13 protein-coding genes are annotated in these 16,950 nt (G+C 75.2%); 8 read left to right on the forward strand and 5 right to left on the reverse strand.

The genetic code is table 11. From position 1 onward, the window contains the following. Position 1: 1 nt before the first annotated feature. The 3 genes from WMF43_RS18270 to WMF43_RS18280 form a co-directional block, all read right to left on the reverse strand. Entirely contained in the window at positions 2-1,813 is a 1,812-nt protein-coding gene (locus WMF43_RS18270) for a GumC family protein (RefSeq protein ID WP_437681776.1), read from the reverse strand. Positions 1,814-1,997: 184 nt separating this feature from the next. After that, entirely contained in the window at positions 1,998-2,822 is an 825-nt protein-coding gene (locus WMF43_RS18275) for a WecB/TagA/CpsF family glycosyltransferase (RefSeq protein ID WP_437681777.1), read from the reverse strand. Between the two features lie 29 nt (positions 2,823-2,851). Beyond that, positions 2,852-4,012: a glycosyltransferase family 4 protein gene (locus WMF43_RS18280; protein WP_437681779.1), complete on the reverse strand. Its 1,161-nt coding sequence runs from the start codon at positions 4,010-4,012 to the stop codon at positions 2,852-2,854. A gap of 272 nt (positions 4,013-4,284) precedes the next feature. On the opposite strand from WMF43_RS18280, the gene WMF43_RS18285 reads away from it, so the two are divergent. The 7 genes from WMF43_RS18285 to WMF43_RS18315 all read left to right on the forward strand — a co-directional run bounded on the left by WMF43_RS18285 (position 4,285) and on the right by WMF43_RS18315 (position 12,833). Continuing rightward, positions 4,285-5,151 (forward strand): glycosyltransferase family 2 protein, encoded by an 867-nt coding sequence (locus WMF43_RS18285; protein ID WP_437681781.1) that lies wholly within the window; start codon positions 4,285-4,287, stop codon positions 5,149-5,151. Continuing rightward, a complete protein-coding gene (locus WMF43_RS18290; protein ID WP_437681783.1) occupies positions 5,148-6,311 on the forward strand; it encodes a hypothetical protein in 1,164 nt (387 codons plus the stop codon). The genes WMF43_RS18285 and WMF43_RS18290 overlap by 4 nt, the downstream gene beginning before the upstream one ends. A 1-nt stretch (position 6,312) precedes the next feature. Beyond that, positions 6,313-7,458, forward strand: a complete 1,146-nt coding sequence (locus tag WMF43_RS18295) for an alkaline phosphatase family protein (protein ID WP_437681785.1) — start codon at positions 6,313-6,315, stop codon at positions 7,456-7,458. Positions 7,459-7,466: 8 nt separating this feature from the next. Next, positions 7,467-8,600 carry a glycosyltransferase family 4 protein gene (locus tag WMF43_RS18300; RefSeq protein ID WP_437681787.1) on the forward strand — a complete coding sequence of 378 codons (1,134 nt, stop codon included), beginning with the start codon at positions 7,467-7,469 and terminating at the stop codon, positions 8,598-8,600. A 645-nt stretch (positions 8,601-9,245) separates the two neighbouring features. Beyond that, a complete protein-coding gene (locus tag WMF43_RS18305) occupies positions 9,246-9,959 on the forward strand; it encodes a sugar transferase (RefSeq protein WP_437681789.1) in 714 nt (237 codons plus the stop codon). A gap of 28 nt (positions 9,960-9,987) precedes the next feature. Beyond that, positions 9,988-11,397, forward strand: a complete 1,410-nt coding sequence (locus WMF43_RS18310; RefSeq protein WP_437681791.1) for a hypothetical protein — start codon at positions 9,988-9,990, stop codon at positions 11,395-11,397. A 50-nt stretch (positions 11,398-11,447) separates the two neighbouring features. Further along, positions 11,448-12,833 (forward strand): O-antigen ligase family protein, encoded by a 1,386-nt coding sequence (locus WMF43_RS18315; protein WP_437681793.1) that lies wholly within the window; start codon positions 11,448-11,450, stop codon positions 12,831-12,833. Positions 12,834-12,888: 55 nt separating this feature from the next. On the opposite strand, the gene WMF43_RS18320 is transcribed toward WMF43_RS18315, so the two are convergent. Continuing rightward, a complete protein-coding gene (locus WMF43_RS18320) occupies positions 12,889-14,172 on the reverse strand; it encodes a glycosyltransferase family 4 protein (RefSeq protein WP_437681795.1) in 1,284 nt (427 codons plus the stop codon). Positions 14,173-14,239: 67 nt separating this feature from the next. On the opposite strand from WMF43_RS18320, the gene WMF43_RS18325 reads away from it, so the two are divergent. Beyond that, positions 14,240-15,370 (forward strand): glycosyltransferase, encoded by a 1,131-nt coding sequence (locus tag WMF43_RS18325; protein WP_437681797.1) that lies wholly within the window; start codon positions 14,240-14,242, stop codon positions 15,368-15,370. Positions 15,371-15,634: 264 nt separating this feature from the next. On the opposite strand, the gene WMF43_RS18330 is transcribed toward WMF43_RS18325, so the two are convergent. Next, positions 15,635-16,912: a hypothetical protein gene (locus WMF43_RS18330; RefSeq protein ID WP_437681799.1), complete on the reverse strand. Its 1,278-nt coding sequence runs from the start codon at positions 16,910-16,912 to the stop codon at positions 15,635-15,637. Positions 16,913-16,950: the final 38 nt, after the last annotated feature.

A 16,950-nucleotide genomic window follows, 5' to 3' on the forward strand; every position in this document is an offset into this window, starting at 1 on the left:
GTCACGCCCCGGCGGGCGGCGCGGCCTGCGGGGCCGCCCGCGGCGGCTCCGAGGGGGACAGGGCGGGCGCGTCGGCCGCGTCGGCGCCGGCGCGCCAGAAGCCGCGCGTGTCGCCGATGTGATCGGGCAGCGCGACGAGCTCCGGGGCGATGCCGAGCAGCACGAAGCCGATCCCGTCGCTCCGGCCGAGGCGCGTGGCGAGCCCGACGAGATCGGGCCCTGACCGCTTGCCCGCCTCGACGAGCACCAGCACGCGGGCCGCCCGGCGCGCCGCGCGGCGGAGCGCGGGCAGCGCCTGATCGATCTCGAGGGCGCGGAGCTGCGGCCCCGGCGACGGGCCCGGCGCCGCCGGGACACGCGCGAGCCGCTCCAGGAGCGGGCCGACGTGCCGCGCCTCCGCCTCGCCGAAGCCGGCGACGAGCGTCGTGCCGGACGAGCCCCGCCACGCGTCGCCGAGATCGGCCACCAGGTCGTCGAGCGCCTCGGGATCACGCGGCCACGTCGACGTCGCCACCACGGGCCCGCGCCCCCAGAACGCGAGCTCCGTGCCCACGTGCGCGCGGAGGCCCCACACGGCGCGCGCCAGCACCGCCATCGCCGCGGCCAGGAGGCCGAGGATCGGCGCCATGATCGCCACGAGCGCGCGCCGCGACTTGACGGGGAGCGTCGGCACCCGCGCCGGCGAGAGCACGCGGAACCCGACGTTCGGCGAGCGGGCCGCGTCCTCCAGCCGCGCGAGCCGCTCCTGCCGCTCGGCGAGCTGCTGCTCCGCGAGGTGCAGCGCCGAGAGGAGCGCGGACGCCTCGCCCTCGATCTGCGACAGCTTGGCGATCATGGTCTGGGCCGCCGTGGTCAGCTCCGCGTACGTGGCCTTCTTCTTCAGCGCCGCGTCCCGCTGCGCCGCCGCGTGCGTGAGCCCCTCGCGCGCCGTGTCCCACTGCGGGTTGCGGCCGACGATGCGCCCGGCGGTCGTCGGCGGCGGCGACTCCGCCACGCGCTGCTCGAGCGAGGCCACCTGGGCCTCCAGCGCCTGCACGCGCGGGTGGTCCGGCGAGAGCTGCGCCTTCAGCGCGACGAGCTCGGTCCGCGCCTGCGCGAGCTTCTGCGCGTCCGGCAGGACCTCGCTCTCGGAGAGCACCGCCGTCGGCGACTCCTTCGCGGCGGCCTTGCGCAGCGCCTCGAGCCGCGCCTCCTCGGCCTCGATCTCCACGCGCGCGAGCTCGCCCTCGGTCCGGATCCGCGCCGCCAGCTCGATCGCCGCCTGGGTCTCGACCGGCAGGTCGGCGATCCCGTGCTGGTTACGGAAGTCGTCGTACGCCTTGCGCGCCTTGGCGATCGCGTCGCGCGCCGCGGAGACCGCCGCCGTTTGCTTCGAGATCTGCTCGCTCAGCCGGTCGCGCTCGTTCTCGACGCGGTTCTCGAAGAACACCTCGACGACCGTGTTCGTGAACCTCGCCGCGAGCTCCGGATCGTCGGCCCGGGCCTTGATGGTGACGACCTTGGACTCGTTCGAGGAGACCGTGCTCACGCGCTGCCCGAGCAGCTCGATCGCCGTGGGCACCCCCAGGCGCTCGCGGACCTTCTCGAGGTTCTTCGGGATCTTGACGCTGTCGAGCACCGTCTGGAGCTCGTGCGCCACCTCGTCGCGGCCCACCGCCTGCTCCCAGAGGAGCACCACGCCCGCCTCGTACTCCCGCTTCACGAGCGTCTTCGCGATCACCGCGCCGGCCACGCCGGACGCGATGGCGACGAGCGCGATCACGCGGGCGCGCCGCCGCAGCGCCCCGAGGACGCGGAGCGGATCGATCGCCACCCCAGGCCGCGCCTGGGCCGACGCGGGTGCGCTCCCAGACGGCGCTCTCACCTCGCCCACGTTGCTGTCCTCCGGGTCGTACAGACAGGGTGCCTCGCCCCTTGTTTAGCGCGTCGCGCAGGCCATCGCAGCTTGTACCTTCGCGAGGACGTCACGCCGCCGCCACGGTCCTGGCTGCGCCTTTTCACTCGGGCGCGGCGGCCGGCGCGCCCGCCCGCGGATCGATCTCGCGGACCCGCTCGTCCCGCGCGTCGCGGCAGGTCCGGTAGAGGATCCCGGCGAACTGCGGGTCGTCGATGAGGTACCGGCGCGCGAGCCGGCGCGGCTCCTGGGCCAGGCGGAAGAGCCACTCGAACCCCGTGCGCGAGACCCAGCGCGGCGCGCGCGGCACGTACCCCGCGAGGAAATCGAGCCCCGCCCCGATGCTGAGCGCCACCGCCGGCCGGATGTGCGCCGACGAGCGGTGGATCCACAGCTCGCCCTTCGGGGCGCCGAGGGCCACGAAGAGGAGCTGCGCCTCGGCCGCGCGGATCCGCGCCCAGATGGCCTCGTCCTCCGGCGCCGGCTCGGTCGAGATCCTCGGCTCCTCGGCGCCCGCCACGACGACGCCGAGCTCGCGCGCGGCCCTGTCGGCCACCGCGCGCGCCGCGCCCGGGCGGCCGCCGAGGAAGTAGACCCGGTAGCGCCGCGCCGCGGCGCGCTGGAGGAGGGGCCAGATGATGTCGGAGCCCGAGATCTTCTCGGGCAGCCGCGCGCCGACGAGCGACGAGGCCCACACGAGCGGCTGGCCGTCGACCAGCGAGAGGCTCACGCCCGCGTACGCCTCCCGGAACGCGGGGTTCCGCTCGGCGATCACGACGTGGTCGACGTTGGGCGTGAAGACGCTGCCGCCCTCGCCGCCGTCGACCAGCCGCTCGATCTCGTCGAGCGCGCCCTCGGCCGTCACCGAGTCGACCCACACCTGACCGAAGCGCACGCGCTTCCGGGCCCGCGCAACACCGTCGACCATGCCCGACCCTAGCACGAAGCGCGGCCCGCTCACGCGCCCCGACGGCGCGCCACCGCGTCCCGGCACGCGTCGAGGAGGGCGTCGGCCGTCTTCTCCCAGCTGCGCGCGGCGGCGCGCGCAGGCCCCTCGCGGCGCACGCGGTCGCGGTGCGCCTCGTCCCCGAGCGCGCGCGCGAGCGCCTCGGCGATCGAGCGCGTATCGTGCGGGTCGCACAGCGCGCCGAGGTCGCCGACGACCTCGGGCAGCGCGCCGGTCCGCGAGGCCACGACCGGCCGCCCCGCCGCGAGCGCCTCGAGCGCCGGCAGGCCGAAGCCCTCGTAGAGGCCCACCATCGCCACGGCGTCGGCGCCGGCGACGAGGCCCGGGACCACGGCGTCGGGGAGGTAGCCGAGCAGCTCGACCTCCCGATCGAGCCCGAGCCGCGCGATCTCGGCCCGGATCAGCGGCTCGGCGCCCCAGTCGGCGCCCGCGAGCGCGAGCGTGTGCGTGCCGCGCGCCGCGCTCTCGGCGAAGGCCTGGACCAGGCGGAGGAGGTTCTTGCCGGGGTGCTCGAGGCGCCCGAGGTAGAGCACGTAGGGGCGCTCGGAGCGGAGCCGGCGGCGCGCCTCGCGCACGCGCGGGTCGTCGGCCGCGGCCGGGGCGAAGCGCTCGTGGTCCACGCCGTTCGGGATCACCCGCACCGAGCCGGGGGGGCGGCCGAGCGCCTGCTCCACGTCGGCGCGCGTCACGTCGCTCACGGCGACGAGCACGTCCGCCGTGGCCAGCGCCCCGGTGACGAGGTGCTGGCCGTAGGCCATGCGGAGCGCGTCGTACCGGCGCTTCACCCGCAGCGGCGCGAGGTCGTGGACCACGGCCACGGTGGGGATCGGCGAGCGCAGGGTGGCCCGCCGGTTCGCCGCCGGCAGGAGCAGCACGTCCGCGCCCGCGCGCGCGGCGGCGCGGCCCGCCGCGCCGAGGTGCCAGAGCGCGTTGAGCGGCGCGGGGCGCCACAGCTCGCGCGTCACCACCCGCGCCGCGCCGTCGAGGTGCGCCGCGTACGCGTCGAGGTCCTCGCGCCCCCCGAGCGCGACGGTCGCGCCCCCCGCCTGCTCGATGCGCCGCCGGAGCCTCGGCAGCACGGCGTGCACATAGGCACTCAGACCGGAGCGGCCCCGATCCGTGCCGCCCGTCGCGATCGCGATCTTCATCATGCGAACGTCGGCCACCCATACCATGGCGCCGGAGCGGAGCGGGGCCTCGGCGTCGCGGTCATCTCGGCATCGACGTCGAGGCCGCCGTCGAAACGCAGGCGAAGCGCGGATGAAGTAATGCCGAAGCGCGGACGCGAACGCCGAAGCGCGGACGCGGACGCGCGAACGCGCGAACGCGCGAACGCGAGCGCCGGGAAATCGACGGCGACTCTGCTATACCATCGCCCTCTGCCCGCTCGGCGCCGCCAGCCCGCGGCGATGATCCGGCCCTCATGCTCGAAATCGTCGACGTCGTCGTCCGCTGCTACAACGAGATGCCGTACACGCGGCGCACCCTGGAGGCGCTCGCGCGCCAGGAGGCGCCGCGGGCGCGGGTGCTCTTCATCGACTCCGGCTCCACCGACGGGTCGCGCGAGGCGGCGGTCCAGGCGGGCGTCACCCTCGTCGACTGGAAGCCGGGCACGTACATGCCCGGGGCCGTGATCAACGCCGGCATGGAGCGCACCCGCTCGGCGGTGGTGGCGTTCGTCAACGCCGACGCGGTCCCGCGCGGGCCGGACGCGCTCGGGAAGCTGCTCGCGCCGCTGCTCGAGGGCGGGGCGGCGCGCGGCGCGACGGCGGCGGTCTACGGCCGCCAGGTCGCGCGCCCCGGCGCGGACGCGCTCACGCACGTCGACTACGCGCGGGCGTTCCCCCCCTCGGGCGCGCTCGCGATCCGGCGGGGCACGTTCTTCTCGATGGCGGTCTCCGCGATCCGCCGGGACGTGTGGGAGCGCCTGCCGTTCGACCCGGCCCTGCGCTACTCGGAGGACGTCGACTGGGTCCACCGGGCGGAGGCGCTCGGGTGGACCTCCGCGTACGTGCCCGACGCGGAGTTCGAGCACTCGCACGACTACGACCTCCGCGGCAGCTTCCAGCGGCGCCGCGGCGAGGGCGCGGCCGACACGCTGATCCACCGGCTCGGCCGGCCCTCCTTGCTCTCCGACCTCGCGCGCCCGCTGGCCGGCAGCCTGCTCCGCGACGCCCGCGCCGGCGTCGTCTCCCCGCGCGGGATCGCGACGCGGGCGGCGCAGGCGGCGGGGTATTTCGCGGGTCGGCGGCGGGCGGCGCGGTCCGAGGAATGGGCGGGCCGGACATGACCGCCGAGGTGGCCGCGACCGCCGCCGCGCCGGCGCCGCCCGGGCCCGGCGCGCCGCGCTACACGCTCTCGGGCGATCCCCGCGCCGAGGCCGCGATCGCGCGCGACCTCGCCGAGATCGCCGCGTCCGTCGGCGATCGGCTCGGTCCGCGGCTCGCGGCCGTGCTCCTCATCGGCAGCTACGCGCGCGGCGAGGGCGGCGTGGCCGAGCGGGGCGGCGAGCTCGGGCCGTTCAACGACTACGACCTCGTCGCCGTCGTGCGCGGCCGCGCGGCGCGCTTCGCCGAGCCGCTGCGCGCGTGCGGGCACGCCTTCACGCGGCGCCTCGGCGTGGACGTCGACATCCTGCCGCTCTCCGAGGACGACCTGCCCCGCGTCCCGGCGACCCTCTTCTGGCTCGACGCCGCGCTCGGCGGCGTGCGCGTCGTGCGCGGCCCCGCCGAGGTCGCCGCGCGGCTCCGGCGGCCCTCCGCGCGCCGCGTCTCGCTCGACGAGTGCGGCCGGCTCCTCATGAACCGGGCCGTCGGCGTCGCGCTCTCGAACCTCGAGCCCGCGCGCGGCAACGAGGACCGGATGGCGCGCCACGGCCACAAGGCGGCCTTCGCGTGCGGGGACGTGCGGCTGCTCGCGTGCGACCGCTACCGCCCGAGCCACGCCGAGAAGCTCGCCGAGCTCGAGCGGCTCGAGGGGAGCCCCTCGGTGAGCGCCGAGCTCGTGGCCGCGTACCGCGACGCGCTCGCGTTCCGCGCGCGGCCGGACCGGTGGCGGCCGCCCGGGGGCGATCTCCCCGCGTGGTACACGCGCGCCCGCGCCCTCGTCGCGCGGTGGCACCTCGAGTACGAGGCGTGGCGCACCGGCGCCCCGGCCGAGCCGCACGCCTTCGCGACCTTCCGCGGGCGCGTGTTCCGCGCCTTGCCCGACGTGCGCCCCGGGGCGGCCCCGCTCGCCGCGCTGCGGGCCGCGGTCAAGGGCGCCGCGCCGCTGCTCCCGTACGTCGGCCACCCCCGCGAGCGCCTCGCGCGCGCCGCCGTCGCGCTCGGGTATGCGCCGGCAGATCCCGCGTCGCGCGCGGCCGCCGAGCGCCTGCTCGGCGCGCCCGCGGGCGCCTCCGACGCCGTGCTCCGCGAGCGCCTCGCGGCGCTCGTGCAGCGAGGAGGTTGAGTTGAGCGATTCCCGCGACAAGGTCCTCGTGGCCTTCGTCGACGCGCTGGGCCCGTCGCAGCTCGCGCGCTTCGGCGACATGTTCCCCTCGCTCCCGCACCGGCGCTCGCTCGAGGGCGTGCTCGGCTACTCCTCGGGCGCGCTCGCCACGGTGCTCACGGGCGCGCCCCCGGCGGAGCACGGGCGGATGTGCCTGTTCACGGCGCGCGCGGAGTCGAGCGCGCCGGGCCTCCTCACGCCGCTCCGGTGGCTCGGCCTGCTCCCGCGGATCGTCCACGAGCGCGCCGCGGTGCGCCGCTGGCTCGCGAAGGGGTTCGCCCGCGCCGCCGGGCTCACCGGCTACGTCGCGCTGCACCGCGTCCCGCCCGAGGCCTTCCGCTGGCTCGACCTGCCCGAGCGCGAGGACCTCTTCCAGGCGCGCGACGTGGGCGGCGTGAAGACGTTCCTGTCCGACGCGCGCGCCGCGGGCGTCTCCGTCTACGCGGCGCCCTGGCAGCTCCCCGAGCCCGACCGCTGGGAGCACGCGCACGCCGCGATCCGGCGCGACCGGCCCGATCTCGCGTTCCTCTACGCGGCGGAGCTCGACGCGACCCTGCACGCGGGCGGCAGCGGGACCGACGCCGCGGCGGCGGTGATGCGCCGCATCGGCGCGAACATCGAGCGCGCGCGCGAGGAGATGGGCCGCGGCGGCGCGCGCGTCACCACCGTCGTCGTCGGCGATCACGGCATGGCCGACGTGCACACCTTCATCGACCCGCGCGACGTCGTGGCCCGCCTCGCGCCCGCGCGCGTCTTCGTCGACAGCACCATGCTCCGGCTCTGGGCCGACGACGCCGCCCTGGAACGCGCGCGCGGCGTCGTCGAGCGCGCCGGCTTCCCCGGCCGCTTCCTCGATCTCGCGGCCCTCGAGGCGCGGCGGGCCCCGACGCAGGGCGCCGCCTACGGCCGCGCCATGTTCGTCCTCGACGAGGGCGCGATCTTCGCGCCGAGCTACGTCGGCGGCCGGGTGAACGGCATGCACGGCTACGACCTCGGCACCCCGTCCTCGCGCGCGGCGCTCGCCTCCGACGCCCCGCTCCCGGCCGAGGTCACCTCCATCGCCGGCGTCGCGCCGCTCGTCCGGCAGCGCCTCGGCCTCGGCGCGTGAGGGCGTCCATGCGGATCGGCCTCGCCGTCCCCACGCTGGGCTACGCCGGCGGCGTGGAGCGCCACGCCCGCGATCTCGCCGCGGCGCTCGGCGCGCGCGGGCACGAGGTCGTCCTCCTCCACGGCGCGCCGCGCGGCCGCGACCCCGAGGACTACGCGCGCGTGTTCCGCCGCGCCGCGCCCGCGGACAGCCCCGGCTGCGCGCGCGACCTCGACGTCGTCTACGTCCAGCGCGCGAACCGCGTCGAGGAGCTCGCCCCGTTCGGCGGCGCCCCGCTCGTGATCGCCTCGCACGATCACGAGCTCACGTGCCCGCGGACGTCGCGTTACCTGCCGGTCACGCTCGCGCCCTGCCACCGACCGCCGGGCGTCGCCTGCATCACCCACGGCTGCTGCGTCGTCCGCGACCGGCGCCCGGGCGCGCGGCTCCCGGTCGGCGTCAAGAACCCCTTCGTCCTGCGTTCCCGGCTCGCCGGGCTCTCCGCGCGCGCGCTGCTCGTCGCGTGCAGCCGCTACGTCGCCTCGAACCTCCTGCGCGCCGGCGTCGACCCCGGGCGCGTGCGCGTCGTCTACCCGATCCCGCCCGAGGACCCCGCGCCGATCACCCCCCGCCCGGCGGCGCGGCGCCTGCTCGTCGTCGGCCAGCTCCTCCGCGGCAAGGGCGTCGACATCGCGATCCGGGCGCTCCCGCGCCTCTCCGCGGACGTCACCCTCGACGTCGTCGGCGACGGCCCGTCCCGCCGCGCGCTCGAGGCGCTCGCCGCCCGCCTCGCGCCGGGGCGCGTCCGGTTCCACGGCTACGTCGCCCCCGAGGGACTGCGCGCCCATTACGACGCCGCCTCGATCACCGTCGTCCCCGCGCGCTGGCCCGAGCCGTTCGGGATGACCGGCATTGAATCCATGCGCCGCGCGCGCCCCGTCGTCGGCGCCGATCACGGCGGCATCCCCGAGTGGCTCGATCACGGCGCCGGCGGGCTCCTCTTCACGCCGGGATCGCCGGAGAGCCTGGCCGCCGCCGCGCGCGCGCTCTTCGCCGACGCCGGCGCCGGCGCCCGCGCGTACACGTCCGCCGCGACCCGCTTCCCGCACGTGCGCCTCGTCGACGACATCGAGTCGATCCTCGAAGGCGCCGCCCGGCGCTGACGAGGCCCTCCCGCAGCACGCCGGCGTCCAGGGTGCGACGCCGGACCGGACGTGGCCACACCGCGGTGAACCGGTTTACGGGGAAGCCATGGAACCACCCGTGAAGGGCGACGCGCGGCGATCCACGTTCGGCGCGAGCTCCTGAAACACCCCGTATACAATCGCGTGCTGCGCCGCGCGCGCTGCGCTGCCCGCGCTCCGCGCCGCCGCCGGCGCGCTCGTCAGCGACACGCTTGCCCCATGTCTCGGCGCGCTCGTCTCAGAGTGAGACGCGCCGCGGCGCGGCCGTTACTACATCTAGCCACGGAGGGTCAATCGTCGTCCGATGTGCGAGGACGACCGTCCGTCATTATCTTCTAACTTCACGAATTCAGACCAGTTTTTCGCAGCCTGCGCGCTCCGGGGGGCCCGGCTGTGGTCCAGCTTCCCGTCTGTCGCTTCCGTCCGTAGTTGCCGAGGACCGTGGACGGTCGTCTCACGGAGAGAGCCGCGGGTACGGCCTCAAGCAGGTGCGGTTGTCTCAACTTGAGATCATCGAGGGCTCGCGCCCCGCGATTTGAGCCAAAGCGCCGTACAGCTCGCCTGGCGCGCTGCTTGCTCAATCGCGTCATCGGCTCCCTTCGTTTTTTCATTGGAGGATGTGCGATGACGACCGAGTTGATGGCGTGGGACTTTGCAATGCCAGCACCGAAGCGCGGAGCGCAGCGGGCGCTCGCGAAGCTTCGGCGCGCAGCGTTCGTCCTCTGCCTCCGCCTCCACGAGCAGCGGCCGCGCGCCCGCCGCGCGGTGGACATCGTGGTCGCCGGGATCGCGCTCGTCGCCGCCCTGCCCCTGCTGGTGCTCGCCGCGCTCGCGATCAAGCTGACCAGCCCCGGGCCGGTCTTCTTCGCCCAGGAGCGCATCGGCAAGCACGGGCACCCCTTCAAGATGTTCAAGCTGCGGACGATGCGCACCGACGCCGAGGCGCTCAAGGCCCAGCTCACCGCCGACGCGGGCGAGGGGGTCCGCTTCAAGATGCGGCGCGATCCGCGCATCACCCCGGTAGGGCGCGTGTTCAGGAAGTACAGCATCGACGAGCTCCCCCAGCTCTGGAACGTGCTCATCGGCGACATGACGCTCGTCGGCCCGCGGCCGCCGCTCCGGATCGAGGTCGAGCGTTACAGCGCCTACGCGCTCCGGCGGCTCGAGATGCGGCCCGGCCTCACGTGCCTCTGGCAGGTGCGCGGCCGCAGCGACCTGCCGTTCGTCCGGCAGGTCGAGCTCGATATCGAGTACATCGACCGCACGACGCTGCTCGACAACCTGCTCGTCCTGACGAAGACGGTGGTCGCGGTCGTCTCCGGCCGCGGCGCCTACTGACGGCGCCGACGGAGCGCACGGACACACCATGTACGCGATCATCCAGCGTGTCCCGGAGAGCCCCGACGCCGGGCTCTTCTCCATCGCCGGCCGTCCGCTCGTGTCGCGGCAGCTCCAGTGGCTCCGCGAGCTCCAGTGCCGGCGCGTCGCCATGCAGATCGGCACCGACGCGGCGAGCATGGAGCTGGCCGCGTGGCTGACCGAGCACGACGCGCTCGGCGCCGACACGGCGCTCGTGCTCGCCGGCGCCGCGCTCTCCCCGCGGGAGATCGCGCGGCGGGCCGGCTTCCCCGACGGCGCCCCGCTCGTGGTCCTCCCCGCCACGGTGCTCGGCGGCGGCGATCTCGCCGCGACGCTCGCCGCCGCGCCGCCCCGCGGCGCGTCGATCCGGCTCGATCCTCCCGAGGCCCTCGCCGGCCGCGCCGAGGCGGGCGTCGTGCGGGTGCTCGGCGCCGGCGACGTGTGCGAGGAGGAGGAGGTCGCCGGCTCGGGCTGGGGCGCCGTCATCCGGAGCCAGGCCGACGCGCTCGCGCTGAGCGCCGCGGTGCTCTCCGGGCGCATCTCGTCGGATCCCGCCGACGGGCCGCGCGCCGTCATCGTCCACGCCGCCGAGCGCTCGCCGGGGGTGTGGGCCGGCCGCGGCGCGCTCATCGCGCAGACCGCGGAGCTCACGCCGCCCGTCTTCATCGGCGCGCGCGCGGTCGTGTGCGCGGGGGCGCGCGTCGGGCCCGCGGTCATCGTCGGCCCCCAGGCGGTCGTCGAGTCCGGCGCCGTGGTCTCCCACGCGGTCGTACACGACGGCACCATCGTCGGCGAGGGGGTGTCCTTCTCGCACGTGGAGCTCTCGCCGCACCGCGCCGTGCGCCTCGCCGATCACGCGCGCATGGACGTGGACGACTCGCTCGTGCTCGGCCAGCGCGGCGGCCGGCCTGCGCCGGGCGTCCTGGCGCGCGCCCTCGCGCTGCTCCTGCTCGTGCTGCTCGCGCCGCTCGGCGCGCTCGCCTCGCTGCTCTCCTATCTGCTCGGCCGCGGCACCGCGGCGCGCTTCGCGGTGCCCGTCGAGCCGCGCCCGTTCTGGCTCATGGAGGGCGCGACCGGGATCGCGCCCTTCGACGCGATCCTGCGGCTCTGGGACGTGGTGCTCGGCCGCCGCTTCCTCATCGGCCTGTCGCGCTGGAAGGGCGGCCGGCCGGACGGGGCGTCGGCCGCGCTCTTCGCGGACGCGCTGGCGGTGCCCTACGGCTTCTTGACGATCGACGCCGGCCTCACGCCCGCCGAGGCCGACGCGGAGACGCGGCTGCGCGCGCGCCTCTGGTACGCGACCGAGAAGAAGTGGCGCGTCGACGTCGCGCTCGTCCTCCGCTGCCTCGTCTCCGCGCTCGGCCGCGGCCCCGCCGCCGCGCGCGTGCGCCCCGCGCCCGCCCTCGAAATTCCTTGATAGCGGCCCCCCGGCCGAGAGAATGACGTCTCCGGTAGCGCCGAGCCGCCATGGAGACGAATCACCTCATTTTCCTGGCGGGGCTCCTCACCACCGTCCCGATCGGCGCGTGGCTCGCGTCGAGCCGGCCATGGCTGCGGGACGCGTGCGCCTTCCTCCTCATCGCGGGGACGACGCATACCGGTCTCCAGGACATCAACTTCGTCAGCCGGGAGTGGTACCGCGGCACGACCCGGGGCTTCGAGATGTGCTGGCTCGACATGCTCTGGATGATCCTGCTCGTGAGCGTGCCCCGCCGGCCGGGCCGCCGCGCGGAGATCCCCGCCAGCCTGCCGCTCATGCTCGTGTTCTTCGCGTTCAACGCGCTGAACGTGGCCTCCTCGACACCGCAGCTCTTCGGGCTCTTCGAGCTGTCGAAGATGCTGCGGGCGATCCTGCTCTTCGTCGCGATCGCCCATTACATCAAGGGTGATCGCGAGCTCCGGGTCGTCGTCTGGGCGCTCGGCGTCGCGGCCATCTACGAGTTCCTCGCCACGGTCCACAGCCGCGTGATCCTCATGCAGCCGCGCGCCCGGGGGACGCTCGATCACCCGAACACGCTGTCGATGTACAACCTCATGATCGTGCCGCCGCTGCTCGCCGTGGCGCTGTCGGACGAGGACCGGCGCCTCCGGCGCGTGTGCGCGGCGGGCGCGCTGCTCGGCTCGCTGTCGGTGATGTTCACGATCTCGCGCAACGGCATCGTCACGTTGACCGGGCTCCTGCTCAGCGTCGGCGCGCTGTGCGGCTCCTTCAGGATCACCGCGCGCAAGGTCGCCGGCGCGGCGGTCGTGCTCGCCGTGATCGGGGCGGCCGTCTACAAGACGTCGGGCGACTTCGAGAAGCGGTTCACCGAGTCGGGCCCGGAGTACGGCGGCAAGGTGTACGAGGGCCGAGGGGCGTACCTCTACCTGGCGGAGCTCATCGTGGCGCACGAGCCGGGCGGCTGCGGGCTCAACAACTGGTCCTGGTGCGTCTCGAACCGCTACGGGCCGATGCTGCAGCAGTACCATATCCCCTACGTCGACACCGACAGGCGGCCGCCCAAGAAGAAGCTCCGCAGGGACGCCCACGTGGACGCCCCCCAGGCCGCGCCGGCGCACAGCCTCTACGCGATCACCCTCGGGGAGACGGGCTGGGTCGGCGTCGTGATCTTCGCGCTGCTCTGGCTGCGCTGGTACCACATGACCGGGAGCTTCCTGTTCCGGCGCGATCGATCGCTCCGCTCGCGCTTCGGCGTCGGCGCCTTCTTCGGCCTGCTCGGCGCGTTCTCCCAGAGCTTCACGGAGTGGGCGTACCGCCAGACGCCGCTGCTCTTCATGCTCTACATCCTGCTCGGCGCGGCCGCGGCGCTCTACCCGGTGCGGCCCTCGGCCATGCGCGCCCGGGCCGCGTGAGGCGTCGAGCCCGGTGCGGCCCTCGGCCATGCGCGCCCGGGCAGCGTGAGGGGCTTCAGCGCCTTGCGGCGGGCGGGGCGCGGCGCGCCTCCTCGAGCACCTCGGCGTAGAGCTCCACCAGCCGGCGCCCGACGATGGTCCAGCTGAAGCGGGCGCGCACGAGCGCCGCGCCCGCGGCCGCCGCCGCGCTCCGGGCGGCTTCGTCGGTGAGGAGCCGGCCGAGCGCCGCGGCCCACGCGTCGACGTCGAGCGTGGCCACGGCGGTCCCGCGGTCGTCGCCGAGCGCCTCCGCCAGGGCGGCGAGGGCGCTCCGGCGCGCGAAGAGGACCGGGCGATGGGCGGCCCAGCCCTCGAGCACGGCGAGCCCGAAGGTCTCGTGTGTCGAGGGCACGAGGACCAGCGACGCGCATGCGAGCACGTCGGGCACCTCGGCGGGGCGCACGTTGCCGAGGAAAAGCACGCGATCGGCCACGCCGAGCGCGCGCGCCTCGCGCTCGACCGCGGCGCGGTACCCGGGATCCGTCTCGGCGCCGGCCAGCGCGAGCCGGTGGTCCCGGGGGGCGCCCTTGGCGAAGGCGGCGACGGCGAGGACCTGGTTCTTCTGCGCCGCGATGCGCCCGACCAGCGCGACCACCGGCTCGCGCTGACCGAGCTCTGGCCAGCGGGCGCGCGCCCGCCCGGCGTCGCCGGCGGCGAAGCGGGCCGCGTCGACGCCGTGGTCCATGCACACGGCGCGAGCCCCGTGCTCCGCGGCGAGCGCCTCGCGCTCCCGCTCGTTGAACACGAGGATGCGGGCCGCGTCCGAGAAGACGCGCCGCGCGCCGAAGAGCAGCCCGAAGGGGCTGCCGACGTCCCACGCGCCGCGCTGCCGGCGGGCCGACTCCTCGGCGACGATCTCCGCGTCCACCAGGATCGGCCCGTGCGCCGAGACCACGTACGGCCGCCCGGTGAGCCGCATCGCCGTGCGCACGGCGCCGGCGATGCGGCCGGCCGTGTGGACGTGGGCCAGCGCGATGCGGCCGTCGCGGAGGAGCCGGAGCGGCTCGTCGAACGACACCAGGTTGCCGCCGGCGGCGCGCAGGGCCTGGAGGGAAGTCCGGTCGCCGATGTACGGATAGAACGCGCGGTACCGGCGGAGCTCGACGCCGGGCGCGAGCGCGTGGTCCGGGGCGGTCGGCCCCGCGGGCGCGTGGACCTCGACGCCCCACCCGTGCGCCGACAGCTCCCGCGTGATGGCGACGACGTGCGTCTCGGTCCCGCCCCACTCCGCGGGATCGTATTTGCGCAGGACGTGGGCGACGCGCGGCTCGGCCTGCGCGCCGGAGCGGCGAAGACGCATTCGAGGCGTGAACTTGTCTGTAACGCGCTCTTTCGTCAAGCGAAAGCCGCGGGGTAACATGCGCGGCATGTCGGAAGGACGCGAATCGAACCCACGTCCGGTGCTGGTCTCCATCGGCGTGTTCGCCTGGAATGAGGCGGACGCGATCCAGAAGACCCTCGACTCCGTCCTGCGGCAGTCGATCTTCGCCGAGCTCGAGCGGCGCGGCCAGCGCTGCGAGCTCGTCTGTGTGGCGAACGGCTGCACCGACGAGACGCCGCGGATCGCGGCGGAGGTCCTGGCCGCGGCGGCGCGGGAGCACCCGGCGCGCGAGGGGCTCGCCGCGCGGGCGCTCGACATCAAGGAGCGCGGCAAGCTGAACGCGTGGAACGTCTTCGTTCACGAGGTCTCCGCGCCCGAGGCGGAGCTCTTGATCCTCATGGATGGCGATATCGTCCTTCACGGCGAGGGCACTTTATGGAGCCTGTGCGCGGCGCTGCTCGAGCACCCCGAGGCGAACATAGCGACGGACGAGCCGCTCAAGGACATCGCGCTCAAGGAGAAGAAGTCGATCCTCGACCGCATCTCCCTCGCGACGTCGGAGATGTCGCGCGGCGGCGGCGCGCAGGTGACCGGGCAGCTCTACTGCATCCGCGCCCCGGTCGCGCGGAACATCTGGCTCCCGGCCGGCCTCCCCGCCTGCGAGGACGGCTTCATCAAGGCGATGGTGTGCACCGATTTCCTGAGCCGCGAGACGGACGTCCGGCGCGTGGTCCGCGCCCCCGGGGCCGCGCACGTCTTCGAGGCGTACGCGACGATCCCGGACGTCCTCAAGAACCAGAAGCGGCAGATGATCGGCCAGACGGCGCTGCACGTGCTCGACGTCTATCTCAGGGGGCTCTCGCCGGCGGAGCGGGAGCGGCTTGCGGAGACGCTGCGCGAGATGGACCGCGCCGACCCGCTCTGGCTGAAGCGGCTGATCGGCGAGCACGTCCGGGGGCTGCGCCATTCCTGGGAGCTCTTCCCGAACATGCTCGGTTATCGCTGGCAGCGCCTGATGAAGCTGTCCGGGAGGAAGAAGGTGGCCTATCTGCCGGCGGCGCTCGCCGGCTTCCTCGTGACGCTCGTCTCGAGCGCCATGGCCTACCGCTTCCTCATGCAGGGCAACACCGATTTCTGGCCGGACACGAAGAGCCCGAACCTGAAGAATATCAACTGAACCGGGGGCAGCGGCGCTGAGAGCGGATATCGTGGCGCTGCGTCGTCGCGCCGCGTTGCCGCTGCGCCGGGCGCGGCGGGGCGGCTAGTGCCTAGTTCCGAGCATCATGAGTCTGGCCAGGAATCCCGAGAGATTTTAACGCAAAGGCGCAAAGGCGCAAAAATACAGAGAAAATTCTGGTTTGCGCCTTTGCGCCTTTGCGCCTTTGCGTTGAATTCTCCCTTCTCTCGCTGTGATCCCTGCCAACACTCCTGACAGGCGGAACTAGAGGGGGCGCAGGCCGGCCATCCCGGCGCTGGTGAGCCACCGCCATTGATCGGGCCGGTCCTCCGCGCCGGCGTAGACGGGCGGTCGGGACCATGCGGCCACGCCGACGCCCACCAGCGCGGCGCCGGCGAGCACGAGGCCGCCGCGCGGCCGGCGCGCCGCGAGGAGCAACGTGCGCGCGGCGAGGGCGGCGCCCATGGCGATCGCGGGGAGCACGTAGAGCGGCTCCTTGACGCGGGGCACGCTGAGCGCGACCACGCCGAGGGCGAGCCCGAGCAGGGCGGCGCGCAGCGGCCGAAGGCGCGCCCGCGCGCGCTGGCGGGGCGCGAGGGCGACGCGCCACAGCCCGAACGCGGCGAGCGGCGCGGCGAAGCCGAGCTCGCGCGCGATGGCCGGCGGGTAATACAGCGGCCCGTGTGACCAGTCGGGGTGCGCCGCGACGCCCGTCCATTTGGTGACGGCGACGCCGCCGAGCCCGAGCACGGCGAAGTAGACCTCGCGCAGCCAGCGGCCGAGCGAGGCGGGGTCGAGCGCGGCCACCAGCGCGAGGTGCGCTCCCGACACGAGCGCGAGCGCGGCCGCGAAGAGGCCGAGCGCGGCGGCGCGGCGGGCGGCGGGCGGCGGCTCGCCCGCGTACCAGGCGAACGCGGCCGCGAGCACGAGCGGCGCCGCGAGCCACAACTTGCAGAGGAAGGCGAGGCCGAGCAGGGCGCCCGAGAGCGCGGGCCGGAAGCGAGAGGACGCCCCGCGCGCCCGCGGGTCCAGGGCGAGCGCGAGGCCGAGCAGGCCGAAGCCGGTGAGGGGGATCTCGGCCTCGAGCTTGAGCAGATCGAGCACCAGGCCGGGCGCGAGCGCGAGCGTGGCGGCCACGCCGAGCAGGACCAGGGTCCAGCGCTGCGGCGTCACCGCGCGGACCACCGCCGCGATGCCGGCGACGAGCAGCAGCGCGCCCAGGGCCGGCCAGGCGCCGGGCACACGCACGCCGAGCAGGCCGGGGACCGCCATGAGCGCGCTCGCGAGCGGGGGCGCGATGATGCCGTCGCCGAGCCGGGCGAAGGCGTCCGGATCGAGCGGGTGGTACGTGGGGCGGACCCAGGCGGCGCCCCGGTGGAGCATGGCGACGGCGAGGCTCGCGAGGTCGACCTCGTCGGCGGACCAGGGGGCCCGGCGCTCGTTGAGCCGCACCACGCCCGCGAAGAAGGCGGCAGCGCCGCAGACGAGCAGGACGCGGCGCACCGCGGCCGGCGCAGGCGTGGGCGTGACGCGCGGAGTCATGCGTCCGCAGTATAATGAAACGGGGGAGGGGAGCCCGG

Origin of the sequence: Sorangium sp. So ce131 (genome assembly GCF_051519095.1) — a bacterium.
GTDB lineage: Bacteria > Myxococcota_A > Polyangia > Polyangiales > Polyangiaceae > Sorangium.